Origin of the sequence: Embleya australiensis, assembly GCF_051903075.1 — a bacterium.
Taxonomy (GTDB): Bacteria; Actinomycetota; Actinomycetes; order Streptomycetales; family Streptomycetaceae; genus Embleya.
The window spans coordinates 628,724-653,152 of sequence record NZ_CP182423.1 but is presented as its reverse complement, the minus strand read 5'-3'; the positions used below and the strand labels follow the sequence as shown (position 1 = coordinate 653,152).

Below are 24,429 nucleotides of genomic sequence, written 5' to 3'. Positions count from 1 at the left end.
CGTGTGCCGAGGCCGGGAGTCGGTGCGCGCCGGGCCGTGTTCCCGGTGTCAGCGACTGGTGAAGCCCGCGTCGACGGTGAGGACGGTGCCGGTCACCCGGCGGGAGTCGGCGCCGGCCAGCCAGAGCGCGGCCCCCGCGACGTCGGCCGGTTCGACCAGTGCGTTCATCGGCTGATCGCGCAGGAAGATCTCCTCGTGTTCGTCGACCGGGACGTCGAGCGAGCGGGCGATCTCCGCCAGCATGCGGCCCTCGACCAGGGGATCGTCCCGTACCGAGCCGGGGCACAGCGCGTTGACCCGAATCCGGAAGGGGGCGTAGTCCAGTGCCGCGGCCTTGGTCAGGCCGATCAGGCCGTGCTTCGCGGTGACGTAGCCGGCGAAATTGCGGTATCCGACCAGGCCCGCCGTGGAGGAGACGTTGACGATGCTGCCGCCTTGCCGTTCGATCATCGACGGTACGACGGCCTTGATCATCCGCCACGCGCCGGTGACGTCGACGTCGAGCATCAATGCCCAGTCGGCCTCGCTCACTTCGTGCAGCGGCAGGCCGGACGGCGCGGCGATGCCCGCGTTGTTCACGAGCACGTCGATCGTGTGGAAACGTTCCAGCGCGGCGTCGACCGCGCCGCGCACACCGAGCGGATCGCGAACGTCCACGGCGGCGGGGAGCACGGCGGCGCCCTGTTCCTCGCACAACTTCGCGGTGTGCGCCAACTGGCTCGCGCTGCCCAGTGGATACCCCACCCCCGGCAGGTCCTCGGCGATGTCCAACAGCACCAGGTCGGCGCCCTCGCGGGCGAACCGGACGGCGCATTCCCGACCGAGGCCGCGGGCCGCCCCGGTGATGACGGCGGTCTTGCCGTGTAATGCCATGCCCGTGGTCTCCGTTGTTCAGGCCCCCACGATCGTGCGCAGCAGCGCTTCGGGGGAGTCGGCCAGATACATGTGCCCACCCGGCAGTTCGACGTATCGGAACTCGCGCTTGGTGACCTCGCGCCACTGCCGCGCGTGTTCGCTCGACACCAGGGCGTCGTCCGCGCCGCGCAGCGAGGTGAACGGGATGTCGATGGGCTCGTTCGAGGAGGGTCGGTAGTCCTCGTGCATGGACACGTCCGCGCGCAGTACGGGCAGCAGCAACTCGCGCAGATCGGGGTCGTCGAACGCCGCGTGTCGATATCCGGCGAATTCCTGTACGCGTCCCAGGAATTCGTCGTCGTCGAGCCCGGTCGCCCGACGGTCTCGGCCGCTCCACGGTCCCGGAGAGCCGCTGACATAGACGTGGTCGGGCCCCCGGTGACCCAGTCGGAGGAGTTCGCGGGCGATCTCGTGGCACAACACGGCCCCCAGGCTGTGCCCGAAAAGGGCGAAACGTTCCGCCCCTTCGGTGTGATCGACGACTCGGGGCGCGAGCCACGCCGCGGCCTCGAGCACATCCGTGAACGGCTCGTCCAGGAACAGCTCTTCGCGGCCGGGCAACTGCACCGGTAACACCTCGATGCCATGGGTCGGAATCTCCGCCCAGGCCCGGAAGAAGCCGGCTCCGCTTCCGGCGAACGGCAGACACACCAATGAAAACGGCTTTGCCGACATGGAATCCTCCTGCATTCCCGAACCGTCGACCGCGAACTGTGGGCACCGTTGGCCGGCGTCTGTCCCGTCGACGGGACGTCGCGTGGTTCGGCTGGTGGGACGGCCGGATCGGGCGGTCGATGGATTGCCCGACATCGGCAATCGATGATCCCGCGCGCATTCCGCACTGGCAAGGAACACCGGGGCCGACCAGTCGAATTGCGAACCGCGGGGTCGGCTTGACGTGCGCTTGACCCACGCGGACACAGGTACGAAGGTGAGAAGTCCGCAGAGTGCGACGGCGCGGTCTCTTTATCGGCGATATCGATGTGGGTGCGGCCCGATTCGGCCCCCGGACCGATGTCGTGGACGGCAGTGCGGCGGAAATCGTCGCCCCGGTTCACTTCTTCTTCGGATGGGTGATGCGTGTGCAGGGTCCGATGGAGCGGCACCTCGTGTGGAGGACATTCGACGAAACGGTCGAGCCGCTACCCGACGCGACGATTTCCACGATGTTCGAACGAAAGGCGGCTGCGGTACCGGACGCGCCCGCGGTGGTATGCGGCGACGTGTCGCTGACCTACCGCGAACTCGACGAACGCGCGAACCGGCTCGCGGGCGCGTTGACCCGGCGCGGCGTGGGACCGGAGTCGATCGTGGGCGTGCTGCTGCCGCGTTCGGTGGATCTCGTGGTGGCGCTGCTCGCGGTGCTCAAGGCGGGCGCCGCGTACCTGCCGGTGGACGCCACGTACCCGGCGGAGCGGATCGAGTTCATGCTGCGCGACGTGCGACCGGTGCTGGTGCTGACCGGGGCGGGAACCGCGGCGACCGTCCCGCCCGAGTTCGGCCCGACCGTGACAACCGACGAACTCCTGCGCAATACACCGCCGTTCGACCTCGCGGGAAGACAAAGCCAGTGGCCGGCGAACCTCCTCGCGTACGTGATGTACACCTCCGGCTCGACCGGCACCCCCAAGGGCATCGGCGTGACCCACCGCGACGTGGTGGGCCTGGCACTGGACCGACGCTTCCGCGGCGATGCCCAGCGCCGGGTGCTGCTCCACTCGCCGTTGGCCTTCGACGCCTCGGTCTACGAACTGTGGGTTCCGCTGCTCACCGGGGGACTGATCGTGGTGGACCCGGCGGGGCAACCGGACCCCGCCTCGCTGGCCGCGTTGGTGGCCGAGTACGACGTCACCGCGAGCTTCCTGACCGCCGCGCTGTTCGATCTGCTGGTCCGCGAGGACGCGCGGTGCCTCGCCGGCTTCCGGGAGGTGTGGGTCGGCGGTGACCGGGTCTCGCCGGCGGCCGTGCGCGCGGCCCGGCAGGCGTGCCCGCGGACGCTCTTCGTCAACGTCTACGGGCCGACGGAGACCACGGTGTTCGCGACATGCGCGTCGGTGGCCCCCGAGAGCGCGTTGGACGGGGAGATCCCGATCGGTCGCCCCATGGACCACATGCGAGCGTACGTGCTCGACGACACGCTGTCCCCGGTCGAGGAGGGCACGCCCGGCGAGTTGTACCTCGCGGGCGTCGGAGTCGCGCGCGGCTACCTCAATCGACCTTCGCCGACCTCGCAACGCTTCGTCGCGTGCCCGTTCGGACCGGCCGGCGAACGGATGTACCGCACCGGCGACGTGGTGACCCGGTCCGCCGACGGAGAACTGGAGTTCAAGGGGCGCGCCGACGCGCAGGTGAAGGTGCGCGGGTTCCGGATCGAGCCCGGTGAGGTGGAAGCGGTGCTGCTGGCTCACCCGAAGGTCACCCAGGCGGTGGTGATCGCCCGCGACGGGGTCGGCGGCGCCCGGCAACTGGTGGGATACGTGGTCCCGCGCGACGCCGGCGTCGACGACATCGCGTTCGACGCCGGGTTCGCCACGGGGGAGTTGCGCGAGTTCGTGGCCCGCAGGCTGCCCGAGTTCATGGTGCCCGCGGTGATCGTGGTGCTCGAACGCATGCCGCTGACCCCGAACGAGAAGCTGGACCGCGCGGCGCTGCCCGCACCGGAGTTCATCGGCACCACCTATCGCGCGCCGAGCACCCCCCGGGAGGAACTGCTCGCCTCGGTCTTCGCCGAGGTGCTGGGGCGGGCCCGGATCGGCGTCGACGACGACTTCTTCACCATCGGCGGGGACAGCATCCAGTCGATCCAGGCGGTCTCCCGAGCCCGCGCCCGGGGTCTGGAGATCAGCGCCCGCCAGATCTTCGAGTGCCGCACCGTCGCGGAGCTGGCGGAGGTGGCGACCACCGACGAGCATGCCGGCGCCGACCCGTTGCCCGCCGAGCCCGAGGACGGCGGCCTCGGTTGGCAACCCCTGCTGCCGGTGGCGCGCTGGATCGGCGAACTCGGGCCCGGTTTCGACCGGTTGTCCCAGGCGATGGTGCTGGCGCTCCCCGAGGGCATCGACCGTGCCGGGCTGGTCGCGACCGTGACCGCCGTCCTGGACCGGCACGACCTGCTGCGCGCGCGACTGGTCTCCGACGGACTGGTGGTCGCGCCCCCGGGCACGGTTGCGGCGGACCCGCTGATCCGCCGCGTCGAGTGCGCCGGGAACTGGGCGGGGCAGGAGTGGCACCGCCTGCTGGTTCGCGAACTGGACGCCGCCGCCGGGGAACTGGCCCCCTCGGCGGGTGTCGTCGCGCGGCTGGTGTGGTTCGACCCGGTCGGCTCGCCCGAACCCGGGCGGCTGCTCGTGGTGTTGCACCACATGGTCGTCGACGGGGTGTCCTGGCGCATTCTGCTGCCCGACCTGGCCGCCGCCTGGGAAGGGGTACGCGCCGGGAACACGCCGACGCTGCCCGCCGTGCCCACCTCGGCGCGCCGCTGGGCGCACGCGCTGGCGGACCAGGCGTCCTCGCCGGAGCGGGTGGCCGAACTGCCGGTGTGGCGCTCGATCGTGGCCGGCCACGACCCGCTCCTCGGCAGCCGCCGGCTCGATCCGGCGGTGGATGTGATGGGCACCGTGCACAAGACGCGCGTGCTGCTGTCCCCGACGGTCACCGAGGCGCTGCTCACCTCGATCCCCGCCGCGTTCCGCTGCGGCGTCAACGACGGGCTGCTGGCCGCACTGGCACTGGCGGTGGCCCGCCGCCGCCGGGACCGAGGCGGCTCCGAGACCTCGACGTTGCTGCGGCTGGAAGGGCACGGCCGCGAGGAGGAGACGGTCCCGGGCGCCGACCTCTCGCGCACGGTGGGCTGGTTCACCAGCGTGTTCCCCGTGCGCCTGGACGTGACGGACGCCGACCTGGACGAGGCGTTCGCGGGCGGTCCGGCCGCCGGCCGGGTGCTCCAGGCGGTCAAGGAGCAAATCCTGGCGATCCCCGGCAAGGGCATCGGCTACGGGCTGCTGCGCCACCTCAACCCCGACACCGCCGCCGACCTCGCCCCATTCCCTCTCGGGCAGGTCGGCTTCAACTACCTCGGCCGGTTCTCCGGCGCCGACATGCCCGAACACCTGAGCGGCCTGGGCTGGACGCAGACCGCCGAACTGGCCGAATTCGCCGAACTGGCCGAACTGGACGCCGGACACGACCCGAGGATGCCCGCGCTGTCCGAAGTGGACATCAACGCCGCGGTCGTGGACACCGACCGGGGCGCTTGCCTGGGCGCGCTGTTCGGCGCCCCGACCGGGGTGCTCGCCCCCGAGGACCTGCGCGAACTGGCCGACCTGTGGTGCGCGGCCCTCGAGGGCCTGGCCCGGCACGTCGCCCGGCCGGGCGCGGGCGGACTGACGCCCTCGGACGTGCCGCTGGTGTCGGTGAGTCAGGACGAGATCCGGACCTGGGAGCGGCGCCACCCGGGCCTGGTCGACATCTGGCCGCTGACCCCCCTCCAGGAGGGGTTGCTCTTCCAGACCCTGCTGGACGACTCCGCCGTCGATCCGTATCGGGTGCAGTACGCGCTGCACCTGTCCGGGCCGGTGGACCCCGCCCGGATGCGTGCCGCCGCGCAGGCGCTGCTCGACCGACACGCGGCGCTGCGCACCGCGTTCGTCCCCGACGCCGCCGCCGGTCCGGTCCAGCTGGTCGTCGAAGGGGTCGCGCTGCCCTGGCGCGAGGTGGACCTGCGCGATCTCGACGAGGCGGCGCGCGACGAGGAGTTCGCCCGACTGCTCGCCGAAGACCTGGCCGGGCGCTTCGATCCGGCCGTACCGCCGCTGCTGCGGCTGACGCTGGTCACGCTGGGGCCCGACCGCGCGGAACTGGTGCTGACCGCCCACCACGTGTTGTTCGACGGCTGGTCGTTGCCGGTGATGACCCGCGATCTGCTGCGGCTGTACGGCAACGGCTCGGACGCCACGGCACTGCCCCGCGCGCGCGGCTACCGCGACTTCCTGAGCTGGCTCTCCCGCCGCGACCGGGACCGATCCGCGCGCGCGTGGGCGGCCGAACTCGACGGGTTCGACGAACCCGCCCTGATCGCCCCCCGGGCCACCCCGGGCGCGGACACCTTCACCGGCATCGGTCAGGTCGACGTACCGCTGACCGGCGAGCAGGCGCGTGCACTCGCGCGGCGCGCGGCCGAACTCGGACTCACCCTCAACACCGTCGTGCAGGGCGCCTGGGCCGTCGTGCTGGGCCATGCCACCGGCCGCACCGACGTGGTCTTCGGCGCCACCGTGGCCGGCCGACCCCCCGCGCTCATCGGCGTCGACTCCGTGGTCGGCCTGTTCCTCAACACCGTCCCGGTCCGCGCGCGCTGGAGCCCGGGACAGAGCCTGGCCGCACTGATGACCCGCCTTCAGGAGCGTCAGGGCGCGCTGCTCGACCACCACCACCATTCGTTGACCGACATCGGCCGGGCGACCGGATCGAGCCCCCTGTTCGACACCTACATCGCCTTCGAGTCCTTCCCGCTGGATCGCTCCGGCATCACCGAGGCGGGCCGCGAGGCCGGGATCACCGTCACCGGACTGCGACCGGTCACCGCCACCCACTATCCGCTGACCGTGATGGCCTTCCCCGACGACTCGGCCACGTTGCGGCTGGTCCTGCAATACCGCCTCGGCGTGTTCGACCACGAGCAGGCCACACGCGTCGCGGCCCGCTTCGCGCGCGTGCTGCACCAGGCGGCGGCCGATCCCGAACACCCCGTCGACACGGTGGACCTGCTCGAACCGGCCGAACACGACCTGCTGCGCGGCTTCCACGACACGGGCGCGGCCACACCACAAACGACCATCCCCGAACTGTTCGAGCGACAGGCCGCCGCGACCCCGGACGCGATCGCGGTGGTGTCCGGCGAGACCTCGCTGACCTATCGCGAACTTCGCGAGCGGGCGCGGCGCCGCGCCGACGCGCTGATCCGCCGCGGGATCGGCCCCGGGTCGGTGGTGGCGGTGGCCCTGCCCAGGTCGGCCGACCTGGTCGTGGCACTGCTCGCGGTACTGCGATCCGGCGCCGCCTACCTGCCGATCGATCCGCAATACCCCAGCGCGCGACTGGAATTCGTACTCGCCGACGCCGCCCCGTCGCTGATCCTCGTCGACGCCCCGACCGAAACGATTTTGCCCCCCACGAACCTGCCCGTGCTGCGCCCGGAGCAGGCCGACCGGGAGGCCGACACCCCCGCGCGCGGCATCCCGCCGCGGCCGGACGACGTGGCCTACCTGATGTACACGTCCGGGTCGACCGGCACACCCAAGGGCGTGGCGATCACCCACAGCAACGTGACCAACTGCGTGCCGGGCCTGGTCTCGTGCCTCGGCGTACCGTCCGGGACGCGGATGCTGGCCGGAGCTTCGGTCAACTTCGACGTGTCCGTGTTCGAGATCTTCACCACCCTGTGCACCGGAGGCACCGTCGAGGTCATCCGCGACGTCTTGGTCCTGGCCGAACGCGACACCCAAAACCGCGATTCGGGCGTGGTGATCAGCACGGTCCCCTCGGTGTTCGCCGAACTGCTGGACCAGACCGCGGACCGGATCCGGGCCGAGGCCGTGGTGTTCGCCGGCGAGGCGCTGCCCGCCTCGCTGGTGCGCCGCACTCGCGAGGCGATCCCGGGCGTGCGGGTGGTCAACGCCTACGGGCAGACCGAGACCTTCTACGCCACCACCATCGCGCTGCCCGAGGACCGCGTCGGTACGGCCGGCGCGCCGATCGGCACACCGCTGGCGAACGTGCGCGCCTACGTGCTCGGCCCCGGGCTGCTCCCGGTCCCACCGGGCGTGCGCGGCGAGTTGTACGTGGCCGGCGCCACCGTCGGGCGCGGCTACCACGGCCGTGCGCGGTCGACCGCGGAGCGCTTCGTGGCCGACCCGTTCGGGCCGCCGGGCGCACGCATGTACCGCACCGGCGACCTGGCCCGCCTCACCGATCAAGGCGTGCTCGAATACCTCGGGCGCGTCGACGTCCAGGTGAAGATCCGCGGCGTACGGATCGAACCGGCCGAGATCGAGGCGGTGCTGACCGCGCACCCCGGTGTCGGCCACGCGGTGGTGGTGGCGCGCGCGGGCCGCGACACCGGCCGCGGGAGTCACCTGGTGGCCTACGTGGTGCCGAGCGCGGGCGTGGCTCCGACGAGTGGCGAACTGCGCGGCTGGGCCGCGAGCAGGCTGCCCGACTTCATGACCCCCACCGCGTTCGTCGTCCTGGAGCGCTTCCCGCTGCTCCCCAACGGCAAGCTGAACCGCGACGCGCTGCCCGAACCGGAGTTCCTCGGCGCCGAATACCGCGCGCCGCGCACCGCTTCGGAAGCGACGCTGTGTCGGCTGTACGCCGAGGTCCTCGGTGTCGACCGGGTCGGCATCGACGACAACTTCCTGGCCCTGGGCGGACATTCGCTGCTCGCGATCCGCCTTGCCGGCCGCATTCGCGCGGAACTGGGCGCCGACCTGCCGATCAGAACCGTCTTCATGACCCCCACGATCGGCGAGCTGTCCGGTGAACTCGCCACCGCCACCGCCACCACGGCCGGCCCCAGACCCCGGCTGCGCAAGATGACCGTTCGAGGAGTGGATGCCAGATGATCCCGTTGTCGTTCGCGCAGCGCCGGTTGTGGTTCATCGACCGGTTCGAGGGCCCGTCGGCCACCTACAACCTCCCATTCGTGCTCAGGCTCGAAGGCGCCCTCGACTTACCCGCGCTGCGTGCCGCGGTGCGCGACGTGGTCGATCGGCACGAGAGTCTGCGCACGGTGTTCGTGGTGGACGACGAAGGCGTGCCCACACAGCGGGCGCTGCCCTCGGCCGACGCGGCGCCGGAGGTGCCGGTCGTCGAGACGGCACCCGACGCGGTCTCCGCAGCGCTGGCCGAGGCGGTCGGTCACCGGTTCGACCTGTCCGCCGAGATCCCCATCCACGCCCGCGTGTTGCGCTGCTCCGCCGAGGAGCACGTGCTCGTCCTCGTCGTCCACCACATCGCCGCCGACGGCGAATCGATGGCCCCGCTGGCGCGCGACCTGACCACGGCATACCGGGCCCGCGCCGGGGGACGGGCGCCGCAGTGGCTCGAACTGCCCGTACAGTACTCGGATTACGCGCTGTGGCAGCGGGAGTTCCTCGGCGACGAGCACGACCCCGACAGCCTTCTGGCCCGCCAGCTCGGCTACTGGCGCGCCGAACTCGCCGGTGCGCCCCAGCAGATGCGACTGCCGACCGATCACCCGCGCCCGGCGAAGGCGAGCCATCACGGCGACGCGGTCGAGTTCGCGATCGACGCCGACCTGCTCGCCGCCGCCACCGAACTGGCCCGCACCAGGGGCGTGACGGTGTCGATGGTCATGCAGTCGGCGGTGGCCACGCTGCTCCACCACCTCGGCGCCGGCGACGACGTCACCATCGGCTCCACCATCGCCGGCCGCGGGGAAGAGGAACTCGCCGACATGGTCGGGTTCTTCGTCAACACCTGGGTGCTGCGCGCGGACCTGTCCGGAAACCCGTCGGTGGAGCGCGTGCTCGAACGGGTCCGGGACAAGGCCCTCGGCGCCTTCGACCACTCCGACGCGCCGTTCGAGCGGCTGGTGGAGGCGCTGAACCCGGAGCGGTCCACCGCCTACCATCCGCTGTTCCAGGTGATGTTCACCTGGCAGAACAACGCCCGCGTCGACCTCGACCTTCCCGGCCTGAAGGCGCGCCTGTCCGCCGTCCCGACCCGCACCTCGAAGTTCGACCTGGAGTTCAACTTCGCCGAGGACGCGGTCGACGCGGGCATGCTGTGCACTCTCGAATATGCGACCGACCTGTTCGAGCGGGACACCGTCGTCGCCATCGGCGAGCGATTCCTGCGGGTCCTGCGGCAGTTCACCACCGATCCGACCCGGCCGGTGGGCGCGGTGGACGTACTGGCCCCGAACGAGCGCGAATTGTGGGCCGCATACGACGACACGGCGATGCCCACCCCGGCGCTCGGCGTCCCGGAACTGGTGCGACGCACGGTCGAGCGGGTTCCCGACGCGATCGCCGTGGTCTGTGGCGAGCGGCAGTTCACGTACCGGGAGTTGGACACCCGGGCGAACCGGCTGGCGCACGAGCTGGTCCGGCGCGGCGCGGGTCCCGAGACGCTGGTGGGGCTGGCCCTGCCCAGGTCGGCCGATCTTGTGGTCGCCCTCCTCGGCATCCTCAAGTCCGGCGCCGCCTACGTGCCGATCGATCCCCGCTATCCCAGCCGGCGACTGGATCGCATCCTCGACGAGGCCCGCCCCGGGCTGTTGCTCACCGACGCCGACACCGCCCCGACACTGCCCCACGCGGACATCCCGCGCGTGCTCCTGGACGACCTGGCCCTCGACGGCGCCGACCCGGGCACCCCCGCTTCCGCGCCCCGACCGGACAACGTGGCCTACGTGATGTATACCTCCGGTTCCACGGGCACGCCCAAGGGCGTCGCGATCACCCACCAGGGCGTGGTCAACGGCGTGCTGCGGTTGGCGTCCTCGGTCGGAGTGGGCCCCGGCTCGCGGATGTGTGCCGGGACGTCGATCAACTTCGACGTGTCGGTGTTCGAGATCGTCACCACCCTCGGCGTCGGCGGCACCGTCGAGATCCTGCGCGACGTGCTCGCGCTGGGCGAGCGGCCGGCCGGGTCGGGCGGGGTGATCAGCACCGTGCCCTCGGTATTCGCCGAAATCGTCGATCACCTGCCGCCCGGCTCCACCGCGGACGCCGTGGTGTTCGCCGGCGAAGCCCTGCCCGCCACGCTGGTGCGCCGGGTCCGCGAGGTGTTCCCCGGGGTGCGCGTGGTCAACGCCTACGGACAGAGCGAGAGCTTCTACGCCACCACGTTCGCGATCCCCGGCGACATGGCGTGGCAGGCCGACGGGAGCGTGCCGATCGGGACGCCCCTCGGCAACATGCGCACCTACGTGCTGGGTCCGGGGCTGCGACCGGTACCACCGGGAGTGGTGGGCGAACTGTACGTCGCGGGCGCGGTCGGCCGCGGCTACCACGCTCGCGCCGCACTGACCGCAGAGCGCTTCGTGGCCGACCCGTTCGGTCCGCCCGGTCAGCGGATGTACCGCACCGGCGACCTGGCCCGGCGCGCCGCGGACGGCACCCTGGAGTACGCCGGGCGCGACGACGCGCAGGTCAAGGTCCGCGGATTCCGGATCGAGACGGGTGAGGTCGAAGCCGCCATCACCGCGCATCCGGGGGTCACGCATGCCGTGGTGACCACCCACGACCGGCCGGGCGGGCGGCAACTGGTGGGCTACGTGGTACCGGTGGGCGCGGGGGGCATCGGTACGGTGGACTCGCTCGGCGGCGCCGCGAGCCTGAGTCGGCTCGACGTCGACCTGACCGTGGGCGTCTCGGTCGCCGAACTGCGCGCGTTCGTCGCCCAACGGCTGCCGGAGTTCATGGTCCCCTCGCTCTTCGTGGTGCTCGATCGCCTGCCACTGGCGGCCAACGGGAAACTGGACCGGACGGCGCTGCCGGAACCGGTGTTCGCGGGCGGGGAATACCGCGCGCCCCGATCGGCCACGGAGTCGGTGCTGGCCGAGGTCTACGCCGAAGTGCTCGGGGTGGACCGGGTCGGCATCGACGACGACTACTTCGCGATCGGCGGGGACAGCATCCGCTCGATCCAGGTGGTCTCGCGGGCGCGGACGCGCGGCGTGGAGATCACCCCTCGGGAGATCTTCGAGAGGCGCACGGTCGCCGAGTTGGCCGCGCTCGCGAGCGAACGAGTCGGCTCCCGGGCCGTGTTCGAGGAGCCGGCCGGCGGCGGCGTGGGCCTGCTGCCGCTGCCGCCGATCGGCCGTTATCTGCTCGAACTGGGCGGCGGCATCGACCGGTTCTCGATGTCGATGGTGGTGGATCTGCCGTCGGACATCGACGAGGCGGGACTGCTCGGCACGCTCGGCGCGGTCCTGGACCACCACGACGTGCTGCGGTCGCGGCTCGTGGCGGACGGCCTGCGCGTCGAGGCTCCGGGGACGACGACGCCGGCCACGCTCGTGCGACGAGTGGTTCGCTCGGGACCGTGGCAGGAGCAGGCGGAGAAGGAACTCGACGCGGCCACGGGCCGGTTGGCTCCGACCGCCGGAGTGATGGCGCAGTTCGTGTGGTTCGAGGCGGGCGACCTCGAGGGTCCGGACCGGCTGCTGATCGTGCTGCACCACCTGGTGGTCGACGGAGTGTCCTGGCGAATTCTGCTGCCCGACCTGGCCGCGGCGTGGGCGGCGGTGCGCGTCGGCCGGGCGCCGGCGCTGCCTCCGGTGCGCACCTCGGTGCGGGGCTGGACGCACGCGCTCGTCGAGGAGGCGCCGCGCCGGGCCGAGGAGTTGCCGCTGTGGCGCTCCGCGGTGGCCGGCCCCGACCCGCTGCTCGGGGCGCGACCGCTCGACCCGGCGCAGGATGTGACGGCCACCGGGGACCACGTCTGGGCGCGGTTGCCGGTGGGTGTGACTCAGGCGTTGTTGGGTCGGGTGCCGATGGTGTTTCGGGGTGGGGTCAACGACGCGTTGTTGGCGGGGTTGGCGTTGGCGGTGGCGCGGTGGCGGCGTGGTCGTGGGGTGGTGGAGTCGTCGGTTCTGGTGCGTTTGGAGGGGCATGGTCGGGAGGAGCATGTGGTGCCGGGTGCGGATTTGTCGCGCACGGTGGGGTGGTTCACGAGTATGTTCCCGGTTCGGTTGGATCTGGCGGGTGTGGATGTCGAGGAGGCGTTCGCGGGTGGGCCGGCGGCGGGGGCGGCGGTCAAGGCGGTCAAGGAGCAGCTCCTGTGTGTTCCCGACAAGGGTTTGGGCTATGGGCTCCTGCGTTATCTGAACGAGGACACCGGTGCCGAGTTGGCGCAGCTGCCCGGTGGGCAGATCGCGTTCAACTACCTGGGCCGGTTCTCGGCGGCCGACATGCCCGCCGAACTGCGCGGCCTGGGCTGGTCGCAGACCCCGGGCACCGCCGAACTGGTGGCGACCCCCGACCCGGACATGCCCGCACTGTCGGTGCTCGACGTGAACGCGCTGGTCACCGAGACCGACGAGGGCGCCCGCCTGGACGCCCGATTCGGATTTCCCACCGGGGTGCTCACCGCCGAACAGGTACGCGAGTTGGCCGACCTGTGGTGCGCCGCCCTCGAGGGGTTGGCGCGGCACGTCGCCGATCCGGACGCCGGCGGCCTGACCCCCTCGGACGTCCCGCTGGTCACGGTGGGACAGGACGAGATCGAGACGTGGGAGCGCCGCCATCCGGGCCTGACGGACATCTGGCCGCTCACCCCCCTGCAATCCGGCCTGCTGTTCGAGTCGATGCTCGCCGACGCCGCCTACGACGCCTACCACGTGCAGTTCGTGTACCACCTCACCGGCAGGGTCGAACCCGAGCGCATGCGCGCCGCGGGTCGGGCGCTGCTCGACCGGTACGCCAACCTGCGCGTCGCGTTCGTTCCCGACGCCCGCGGCGAATACGTACAACTCGTCCCCGGCCACCTCGAACTCCCTTGGCAACACCACGACTTGACCCGCCATGACGAGGAGGAACTGGAGCGACTGCTCGCCGAGGACCGCGACGCGCGCTTCGACCCGGCGGTGCCCCCGCTGCTGCGGATGTCGCTGCTGACCCTCGACGCTGAGCGCTCGGAACTGGTCTTCACCGCCCACCACGCGCTGTTCGACGGCTGGTCGGTGCCACTGCTGATGCGCGACCTGCTGCGGCTGTACGCCTCCGGCGGGGACGAGTCGGTGCTGCCGAGAGTACGTGGCTACCGCGACTTCCTGGCCTGGTTGACCCGACAGGACCGCGACGCCGCCGCCCGGGCCTGGGCCGACGAACTGGCGGGCATCGACGAGCCGACGTTGCTGGCGGCCGGGTCTGCGGGCCGCACGGCCGCCGGGGACACCGGGCAACTCGACGTGCCGCTGCCGGCCGACCTCACGCACGGCCTGTCCCGGCGCGCCGCCGAGTTGGGCGTGACGCTGAACACGCTGCTCCAGGGCGCCTGGGGAGTGCTCCTCGGGCGGTTGACCGGTCGGCGAGAGGTGGTGTTCGGCGCCACCGTGTCGGGTCGTCCGGCCGCCGTCCCCGACGTCGACTCGATGGTGGGGCTGTTCATCAACACCCTGCCGGTGCGCGTGGATTGCGGCGCCGCGACCACCTTCGCCGAACTGTTGACCACGCTGCAGCGCCGCCAGGCCGCGCTGCTCGACCACCACCAATTCGGACTGGCCGAGATCCAACGCGCGGCCGGCGTGGGCGTGTTGTTCGACTCCGTCGTGGTCTTCGAATCCTTCCCCGTCGACCGGGTGGGCCTGAGCGAGGCCAACGCGGAATCGGGGGTGGCCATCAGCGGACTCACCCCGTTCAGCGGCACCCACTACCCCCTGGCCGTCACCGCCGACGCCGATCCGCAACTGCGCATCGCCATCCAGTACCAGCACCACGCGTTCGACCACGCCGCGGTGGCCGGCATCGGCGCCCGACTGGTGCGCGTGCTGACCCACCTGGTCGCGGATCCGCACCTGCCGTTGGCCCGCCTGGACGTGCTCGAACCCGCCGAGCTACAGCGGGTCCTGGTCGAATGGAACGACACCGCGCGCCCGGTCCCGGCCACCACCATCCCCGAACTGTTCCGAGCCCGCGTCGCAAGTACCCCCGACGCCACCGCCGTGGTCTTCGAGGACACCGCCGTCACCTACGCGGAACTCGACCGACGGGTCGACGCACTCACCCGACGACTTCGCGCGCGCGGGGTGGCACCGGAGAGCGTGGTCGCGGTAGTGCTGCCCCGCTCGATCGAAATGATCGTGGCCCTGCTCGCGGTACACCGGGCCGGCGGCGCCTACCTGCCCATCGACCCGGCATACCCCGCCGAACGCATCGCCTACCTGCGCGCGGACGCCCGCCCCAGGGTGACCATCACCCTCGCCGACACGCCCGGGACGGACGACGTCGAGACACTGGTGATCGACGAGCCCGACGGGGAGGAGATCGCCGGCGGGCGGCCCACCCCCGCGACCTCGGCGCATCCCGCCTATGTGCTCTACACGTCGGGCTCGACCGGCCGCCCCAAGGGTGTGGTGGTCGAACACGCGGCGATCGTGAACCGACTGCTGTGGATGCGCGAGCACTACCACGTCACCCCCGACGACCGAATCCTGCAAAAGACCCCGCTGGGCTTCGACGTCTCGGTCTGGGAGGTGTTCCTGCCGCTGATCAGCGGTGCCACGCTGGTCCTCGCGCGGCCCGACGGACACCGCGACCCGACCTATCTGGCGAATCTCATCCGGCGCGCCGGGGTCACCATCACGCACTTCGTGCCCTCGATGCTCCAGGCGTTCCTCCAGGAGCCCGCGGCGGCCGACTGCGCGAGCCTGCGCCAGGTCGTGTGCAGCGGCGAGGCGTTGAGCCCGGCCCTGCGCGACCGATACCACACGATCATGACCGCCCCGCTGGACAACCTCTACGGACCGACCGAGGCCGCGGTCGACGTCACCGCGACCCCGTGCCCGCCCTCGGAGCCGGGCCCGGTGACCATCGGCCGCCCCGTGTGGAACACCCGAGTCCACGTCCTGAGCCCCCACCTGACCGCCGTACCCCCCGGCGCGGTCGGCGAACTGTACCTCGCCGGAGACCAGTTGGCCCGCGGCTACACCGGCCGCCCCGGCTTGACCGCCGAGCGCTTCGTGGCCGACCCGTTCGGCACGCCCGGCACCCGCATGTATCGCACCGGCGACCTGGTCCGCTGGGACCGCGAAGGCCGGTTGGAGTTCCTCGGACGGGCCGACGACCAGGTCAAGATCCGCGGCTTCCGGATCGAACCCGGCGAGATCGAGAACACCCTCACCGACCACCCGGGCATCGAACAGGCCGTTCTGCTCGCCCGCGAAGCCCCCTCGGGCGACCGCCGGTTGGTGGCCTACGTGGTACCCGACCGAACGCACGCGCCCGCGGTCGCCAACGTGACCCGGATGCGCCGCGAGGGCCGGCTCGAGGGGGTGGAACTGCACGAGATGCCCAACGGGATGCTGGTGCACGCGCGCAACCGGTCCAACACCACCTTCCTCTACGACGAGATCTTCGAGCGTGACGAATACCTGCGATCCGGCATACGCCTACCCGAGGGTGCCTGCGTGATCGACGTCGGTGGCCACGTCGGTCTGTTCTCGCTGTACCTGAAGACCCGCCGGCCCGACTGCCGAATCCTCGCCTTCGAGCCGATCCCCGAACTCGCCGAGATGTTCCGCACCAACGCCGCCCTGCACGACATCGACGCCGTGGTCACCACCTGCGGCATCGCCGGCGAGCCGGGCCGCGCGGTGTTCACCTACTACCCGGACATGTCGCTGCTCTCCGGCCGCTTCGCCGACGAGGACGAAGAACGCCACATGCTCGAACAGGTCCTGCGCAACGAACGCGAGGGGACCGACCCGGCGACGGGGCCGGAAGACCTGACCGAACTGCTCACCGAGCGGCTGCACAGCGTGCCCGTCGAGGTCGAACTGCGCACTCTCTCAGAGGTGATCCGCGAGCACGAACTCACCGTGGTCGACCTGCTGAAGGTGGACGCGGAGAAGAGCGAACTCGACGTGCTGACCGGCATCGAGCCCGAACACTGGCCGATCATCCGGCAGATCGTCGCCGAGGTGCACGACATCGACGGCCGCCGCGACGTGATCGTGGACCTCCTGCGTGCCCACGGCTTCCACACCACCGTGGAGGCCTCCGCCGAACTCGCGGGCACCGGCATGTACTCGATCCACGCCATCCGCCCCCACCTGCCGGTCGAGCCGGCCGCCGGCCCGACCGTCGCCGAACAGTGGTACAGCCCCGACCGTCTCACCGCCGCCCTGCGCGCGCACGCCGAGGCCGAGTTGCCCGAATACATGGTGCCGAGCGCCTTCGTGGTGATGGACCGGCTGCCCGTGACGGCCAACGGCAAGTTGGACCGTGCCGCGCTGCCCGCCCCCGAACACACGGTCGGCGGCCGTGGACGGGCCGCGCGCACGCCCCTCGAAGAGGTCCTGTGCGCCCTGTTCGCCGACGTGCTCGGCCTGCCCGCCATCGGCATCGACGACGACTTCTTCGCCCTGGGCGGCCACTCGCTTCTGGCCACCCGTCTGGTCGGCCGGCTGCGCACGACACTGGCGGCCGACGTGCCGATCCGCACCGTGTTCGACGCGCCCACCGTCGCAGAACTGGCCGGCCGCCTGCCGATCGGCTCCCGCACCCGACCCGAACTGCGGCGCGTGCCCGACCGTCCCGCACACGTCCCGCTGTCCTTCGCGCAGCGCCGACTGTGGTTCATCGACCGCTTCGACGGGCCCTCCGCCACCTACAACCTCCCGCTGGTCCTGCGCCTGACCGGCTCGCTCGACCTGCCCGCGCTGGGTGCGGCGGTGCGTGACGTGACGGCCCGCCACGAGAGCCTGCGCACGCTCATCGCCGAGGACGAGCACGGCGTGCCCTACCAGCGGGTGCTGAGCGTTGAGGAACTGCCGCCGGACGCGGGCGTTGTCGACGTCGAACCGGCGGCCGACGCCGAGGCGATCGCGCGTGCCGCCTCCCGACCGTTCAACCTCACCTCGGAACCGCCGATCCGGGCGACCGTCTTTCGCCAGGGGGAGCGCGAGCACGTGCTGCTCCTGCTCCTGCACCACATCGCCGGCGACGGCGAATCACTCGGCCCACTGGTACGCGACCTGGGCGCGGCCTACGCCGCCCGGCTGCGCGGCGAGGCGCCACGTCTGCCGGAACTGCCGGTGCAGTACGTCGACTACACGCTGTGGCAGCGCGAACTGCTCGGCGACGAGGACGACCCGAACAGTGTGTGGGCCACCCAATCCGCTTTCTGGCAGCACGAGTTGGCTGGGCTCGCCCGGCCCCGGGAACTACCCGTCGACCGCCCGCGGACGCAAGAGGGCAACGGCCGGGGCGGCCTGCTCACCTTCGTCATCGACCCCGAACTGCGCGCCGCGGTCCGCGCATTCGCGGCGGCCAGGGGCGCCACCGCGCCGATGGTGCTGCAAGCGGCGCTCGCGGTGCTGCTGCGCCGACTCGGCGGCGGCGACGACATCACGATCGGCTCGCCGATCGCCAACCGCACCGACGAGGCCCTTGCCGACCTGGTCGGATTCTTCCTCAACACGTGGGTGCTGCGCGTGCGCCTGCCCGGCGAGCCCTCGTTCGGTGAGGTCGTCGACCAGGTACGCCACCGGGCGCTGGCCGCGTACGACCACCAGGACGTGCCCTTCGAACGGCTCGTCGAACTGATCGACCCCGAGCGTTCCTCCCCGGACCAACCCCTGTTTCGGGTCATGTTGGCCTGGCAGAGCATCGCGCACGACGACGTCGAACTCCCCGGTCTCGACGCGACCCTGGAGCCGACGCACACCGCGACCACGAAGTTCGACCTGTGCTTCAACATGGCCGACATCGCGGACGTCGGCGTGGTCGTCAACCTCGAGTACGCCGCAGACCTGTTCGACCCGAGCACCGTCCAGGACATCGTCGACCGGCTCCTCGCCACCCTGCGCGAGTCGATCGCCGACCCCGACGCGCCCATCGGCGCCGCGATCCCGACCACGGTGGACCCGGAAGCCGAGGTGCTCGTGCGCGGCAAGCCGGTCGACCCGGGCGAGATCGAGACCGTGCTCACCACGCACCCCGGCGTGGTCCACGCGGTGGTGGTCCCGCACGCCGGTCGGGGCGCGGGGCGGCAACTGATCGCCTACGTCGTGCCCACCGAATCCGGCGACGACGGCGCCGCCCTCGACTTCACCGCCGCCGGTGTCTCACCGGCCCACCTGCGCCGCTTCGCCGCGAAGCGACTGCCGGACTTCAAGATCCCGTCCGTGTTCATGATCGTCGACCGGATTCCCCGCACGCCGGAAGGTGAACCGGACCGCGCGGCGCTGCCGGAGCCGGTGTTCACCGGCGGCGTCCACCGGGCACCGCGCACCTTCGCCGAGTCGGTCCTGGCCGAGGTGTACGCCGAAGTACTCGGTCTCGAACGGGTCGGTGTCGACGACGACTACTTCCTGATCGGCGGGGACAGCATCCGCTCCATTCAGGTGGTCTCCCGCGCCCGGGCCCGGGGCGTGCGCATCACTCCCCGGCAGATCTTCGCCCTGCGCACCGTGGCCGAACTGGCCGTCGCCGCGGACACCAAGGACGCCGCCCAAGCCGCGCCGGTCGAACCCGACGGCGACGGCGACGGCGTGGGCGTGATGCCGTTGCCGCCGATGGCGAAGTACCTGTTGGCACCCGGCGGCGGGATCGACCGGTTCGCGATGTCCACGTTGGTGGAACTGCCGCCCGGGATCGACGAGAACGGGCTCGTCGCCACGCTGAACGCGGTCCTGGACCGGCACGACGCGTTGCGCTCGCGCCTCGACGCCGACGGGCTGTGCATCGCCGCCCCCGGCTCGGTCGACGCGCGCGGGTTGCTGCGTCGGGTCGCCGCCACGGCCGACCCGCAAGGCGAACTGAACGCCGCCGCAGGGCGGTTGGCTCCATCCTCCGGGGTGATGGCGCAGTTCGTGTGGTTCGAGGCGGGCGCTTCGCACGCGCCGGGGCGGTTGCTGTTGGTGGTGCACCACCTGGTGATCGACGGCGTCTCCTGGCGCATCCTGCTGCCGGACCTGGCCGCCGCGTGGGAGCGGGTGCGGGCCGGAAGCGCCCCGGACCTGCCGCCGGTGCCGACCTCGGCTCGACGGTGGACACGGGCGCTGGCGGCGGAAGCCGTCGACCCGCGGCGCGTGGCCGAACTGCCGCTGTGGCAGGAGATATTGACCGGCCCCGATCCGCTGCTCGGCGCCCGGGACCTCGACCCGGTCGTGGACGTGCACGCGAGTACCGCCGGCGTGTCCGCGCGGTTGCCGGTGGGTGTGACTCAGGCGTTGTTGGGTCGGGTGCCGATGGTGTTTCGGGGTGGGGTCAACGACGCGTTGTTGGCGGGGTTGGCGTTGGCGGTGGCGCGGTGGCGGCGTGGTCGTGGGGTGGTGGAGTCGTCGGTTCTGGTGCGTTTGGAGGGGCATGGTCGGGAGGAGCATGTGGTGCCGGGTGCGGATTTGTCGCGCACGGTGGGGTGGTTCACGAGTATGTTCCCGGTTCGGTTGGATCTGGCGGGTGTGGATGTCGAGGAGGCGTTCGCGGGTGGGCCGGCGGCGGGGGCGGCGGTCAAGGCGGTCAAGGAGCAGCTCCTGTGTGTTCCCGACAAGGGTTTGGGCTATGGGCTCCTGCGTTATCTGAACGAGGACACCGGTGCCGAGTTGGCGCAGCTGCCCGGTGGGCAGATCGCGTTCAACTACCTGGGCCGGTTCTCGGCGGCCGACATGCCCGCCGAACTACGCGGCCTGGGCTGGACCGAGGTCCCCGACGCCGTCGGCCTCGTCGCGGCGCTCGACCCGGACCTGCCCGCCAAGTCGGCCGTGGACGTCAACGCGTTCGTCACCGACACCGAAGGGGGACCGCGCCTGGAGGCCCGGTTCGACTTCCCCACCGGGGTGCTCGCCCCGGCGGAGGTGCGCGAACTCGCGGACCTGTGGTGCGCCGCGCTCGAAGCCCTCGCGACACACGTCGCCGATCCCGGCGCGGGCGGCCTGACCCCTTCGGACGTGCCGCTGGTCACGGTGCGGCAGAGCGAGATCGAGGCGTGGGAGCGCCGCTATCCGGGCCTGGCGGACATCTGGCCGCCGACCCCGCTCCAGTCCGGCCTGCTGTTCGAATCCATGCTGGCCGGCGCCACCTACGACGCCTACCATGTGCAACTGGTCCACCACCTGACCGGCGAGGTGGACCCGACCCGGATGCGCGCGGCCGGCCGGGCACTCCTGGACCGGCACCCCAACCTGCGGGCCGCCTTCGTCGCCGACCAGGCCGGCGACCTCGTGCAACTGGTGCCCGAACGCGTCGAGTTGCCGTGGCGCGAGGTGGACCTGCGCGATCTGCGGGAGAGCGAGCGCGACGCGCGCCTGGCCCAACTGCTGGCCGAGGACCAGGCCGCCCACTTCGACCCGGCGGTGGCGCCGTTGTTGCGGCTGACCCTGGTGCGAACCGGCCGCGCGCGGGCCGAGTTGGTGCTGACCGCGCACCACGTGCTCTTCGACGGCTGGTCGCTGCCGCTGCTGACACACGATCTGCTGCGACTGTACGCCGCCGACGGGGACGCCGCGGCGTTGCCGAGGGTGCGCGGCTACCGGGACTTCCTGGTGTGGCTGGCGGGCCAGGACCGCGACGCGTCGGCGCGGGCGTGGGCCCGCGAACTCGACGGCTTCGACGAACCCACCCTGCTCGTCCCCGACGCGCGGGCCGACGTGGACCAGGGCCGGGTCGAACAGGTCGACGTCGTGCTGTCGGCCGACGACGCGACGGACCTGTCGCGACGGGCCGCCGAACTGGGCGTCACACCCAACACGCTGGTGCAGGGCGCGTGGGCGGTCGTACTGGGCGCGGTGACCGGCCGGCGGGACGTGGTCTTCGGCACCACGGTGTCCGGCAGGCCGCCCGCGGTCGCGGACATCGACGCGATGGTGGGGCTGTTCATCAACACCGTGCCGGTCCGCGTCCGACTCTCCCCGTGGGACACCTTCGGCGAGATGCTGACCGCCCTGCAGGACCGTCAGGGCGCGCTGCTCGACCACCACCACTGCGGGCTGACCGAGATCCACCGGGCCACCGGGGTGCCTACGCTGTTCGACACCGTCGTGGTCTTCGAGTCCTTCCCGGTCGACCGCGACGGCATCGACGACGCGAACACCGCCGCAGGCATCACGATCACCGGCGTCGACTCGGCGAACGGCACCCACTACCCGTTCGGTGTGGCGGCCACCGCCGACCCGCACCTGCGCGTGGTCATGCAGTACCAGTGCGACCTGATCACGAGGGAACGAGCCGAGGGGCTCGCCGAGCGGTTCGCCCGCGTGCTGCGCCGGGTCGCGGCCGACCCGCAGACCTCGATCGGCTCCCTGGACGGTCTCGAACTCGCCGAGCGGGCCCGGCTGTTGGCCGAACCGAACGAGGGCGTTCCGGACGAGATCGAGGCGACCGTGCCCGACCTGTTCGCCGCCCGGGTGGCCGCCGACCCGACCGCCGCCGCCGTGGTGTTCGGCGAGACCACGCTGACCTACCGGGACCTGGACGCACGCTCGGACGCGCTGGCGCACGAGTTGCTGCGGCGCGGTGTGCGCCCGGAGTCGGTGGTGGCGGTGGCCGTGCGCCGTTCGCCGGAGTTCGTGGTGGCCCTGCTGGCCGTCGTGAAGGCCGGCGGCGTGTACCTGCCGATCGACCCCAAGCTGCCGCGCGAGCGGATCGAGTTCATGACGGCCGACTCCGGGGCCCGCCTGATCGTCGTCGACGCGGCGACCACCACGACCCTCGCCGACCTCGACCTCGAGACCGTGCGGGTGGACCGGATACCGGCGCGCGCCGACGCCGACTTCGCGGCACCGGCGGTGACCCTGGACGGCGCGGCGTACGTCATCTACACCTCGGGCTCCACCGGCCGCCCCAAGGGGGTCGCGGTCACCCATCGCGGGGTGGCGAGCCTGGCCGCCGCGCACGTGGAACGACTCGCGGTGACCCCCGACAGCCGGATGCTGCAATTGGCCTCGGCGAGCTTCGACGTCTCGCTGTGCGAGTTGTTCACGGCGCTGCTGTCGGGGGCGTGCGTGGTGCAGGCCGACCCGGAACGGCTGGCCGCCGGCGATCCGTTGGCCGACACGATCGCCGCGCACGGGGTCACCCACGCGATGATCCCGCCCACGATGCTTGCCGCGATGCCCGCCGACTCGCTGGGCACGGTGCGTTCGCTGGTGGTCGGCGGGGAGGTGACCCCGCCGGAGTTGGTCGCCCGGTGGTCGCGGGAGCGGCGGATGGTCAACGTCTACGGACCGACCGAGACCACCGCCTGCGCCACGATGAGCGCGCCGCTGGTCGCCGGCGAGGTACTGCCGATCGGCCGGCCGATCCCCAACACCCGTGTCTACGTCCTGGACGCCGCGTTGCGGCCCGTGCCCGCCGGGGTGCCCGGCGAGTTGTACATAGCGGGCTCGGGGGTGGCGCGCGGCTATGTGGGTCGCCTCGCGCTGACCGCGCAGCGGTTCGTGGCCTGCCCGTTCGGTCGCCCGGGCGGGCGCATGTACCGCACCGGCGACATCGTGGTCCGCGGCGAGGACGGGCAACTGGTCTTTCGCGGACGCGCGGACGAGCAGGTCAAGATCCGCGGCTTCCGGATCGAGCCCGGCGAGATCGAGGCGGCGCTGCTGGCCCACCCGGGCGTCGACCGGGCCGTGGTGGTGGTCGACGACCGGCCCGGGGACCGGCGACTGGTGGGATACCTCGTACCGGCCGGCGGGGCGAACGAGGAACTGGTCGCCGACCTGCGCGGTCATCTGTCCGCGCGGCTGCCGGAATACATGATCCCCGCGGCGCTGATGACCATCGACGAGATGCCGCTGACCGCGAGCGCGAAGCTGGACCGGCGGGCGTTGCCGGCGCCCGACTACGGGGGCGCCGCCACCGGGCGCGCGCCGCGCAGCATCCGCGAGGAGTTGCTGTGCGGAGTGTTCGCCGAGGTGTTGGGGCTCGACCGGGTCGGCATCGACGACGGCTTCTTCGCACTGGGCGGGCACTCGCTGCTCGCCACGCGGTTGATCACCCGGGCGCGGACCGTGCTCGGCGCGGACATTCCGATCCGGGTGGTCTTCGATCGTCCCACCGTCGCCGAACTGGCCGCCTACCTGGAGGCGGACGGCGGCGCCGGCGCCGTCGCGGACCCGTTGGCGGCGGTCCTGCCGATCAGGTCCGAGGGAAACCGCGAACCGCTGTGGTGGGTGCACCCCGGGGGCGGCCTGTGCTGGCCGTATCTGGGCTTCGCCGGCCTGCTGCCCAAGGACCGGCCGAGCTACGGCATCCAGGCCAAGGGCTTCGACGGGCGGACCCGGTTGCCGGGATCGATCGAGGAGATGGTCGCCGACTACGTCGAGGAGATCCTGGCCGTACAGCCCGAGGGGCCCTTCCACCTGATGGGACTGTCCGGCGGCGGCACGCTGGCCCACGCGATGGCCGCGGAGCTGCAACGGCGCGGTCACGAGGTGCCGTTGCTGGCGCTGCTCGACAGCGTTCCGGGCAGTCGGCTGACCGGCGAGACGCCGCCCACCACGGCCGAGATCCGGGACTATTTCGCCGAACACCTCACCGGCGCGGCCGGGCGCGACGACGAGGCGTTCGTGGACCGCGCGGTCGCGGTCGTAGCGAACTACACGGCGCTGATGCCGGGGTTCGAGTCGCCGGTCTATCGCGGCGACGTGCTGTTCTTCGCGGCCGTGCCCAACCCGGAGGGCTCCTTCGCCGATCTGTGGCGACCGCACGTGCGGGGCACCGTGCGGCGCCACGACGTGCGGGGTGCGCACGAGGAGCTGTACCTGCCCGGACCCGCCGCCGAGATCTGCGAAATCATCGGCCGGGAACTCGCCGGAGAGTGAGCAAG

4 protein-coding genes are annotated in these 24,429 nt (G+C 71.8%); 2 read left to right on the top strand and 2 right to left on the bottom strand.

Annotated elements, in window-relative coordinates; genetic code table 11:
- Positions 1 to 48: 48 nt before the first annotated feature.
- Positions 49 to 873, bottom strand: coding sequence for an SDR family oxidoreductase (locus tag ACMXN5_RS33090; RefSeq protein ID WP_439678574.1), 825 nt, complete (start codon positions 871 to 873; stop codon positions 49 to 51).
- 18 nt (positions 874 to 891) lie between these two features.
- The gene (locus ACMXN5_RS33085) at positions 892 to 1,590 is read right to left on the bottom strand and encodes a thioesterase II family protein (protein WP_439678573.1); all 699 of its coding nucleotides are present in this window, start codon (positions 1,588 to 1,590) and stop codon (positions 892 to 894) included.
- Positions 1,591 to 2,081: 491 nt separating this feature from the next.
- On the opposite strand from ACMXN5_RS33085, the gene ACMXN5_RS33080 reads away from it, so the two are divergent.
- On the top strand, positions 2,082 to 8,537 hold the full coding sequence (locus tag ACMXN5_RS33080; protein ID WP_439678572.1) for an amino acid adenylation domain-containing protein: 6,456 nt from the start codon (positions 2,082 to 2,084) through the stop codon (positions 8,535 to 8,537).
- Entirely contained in the window at positions 8,534 to 24,424 is a 15,891-nt protein-coding gene (locus ACMXN5_RS33075) for an amino acid adenylation domain-containing protein (protein ID WP_439678571.1), read from the top strand. Before ACMXN5_RS33080 ends, ACMXN5_RS33075 begins: the two co-directional genes overlap by 4 nt.
- Positions 24,425 to 24,429 lie beyond the last annotated feature (5 nt).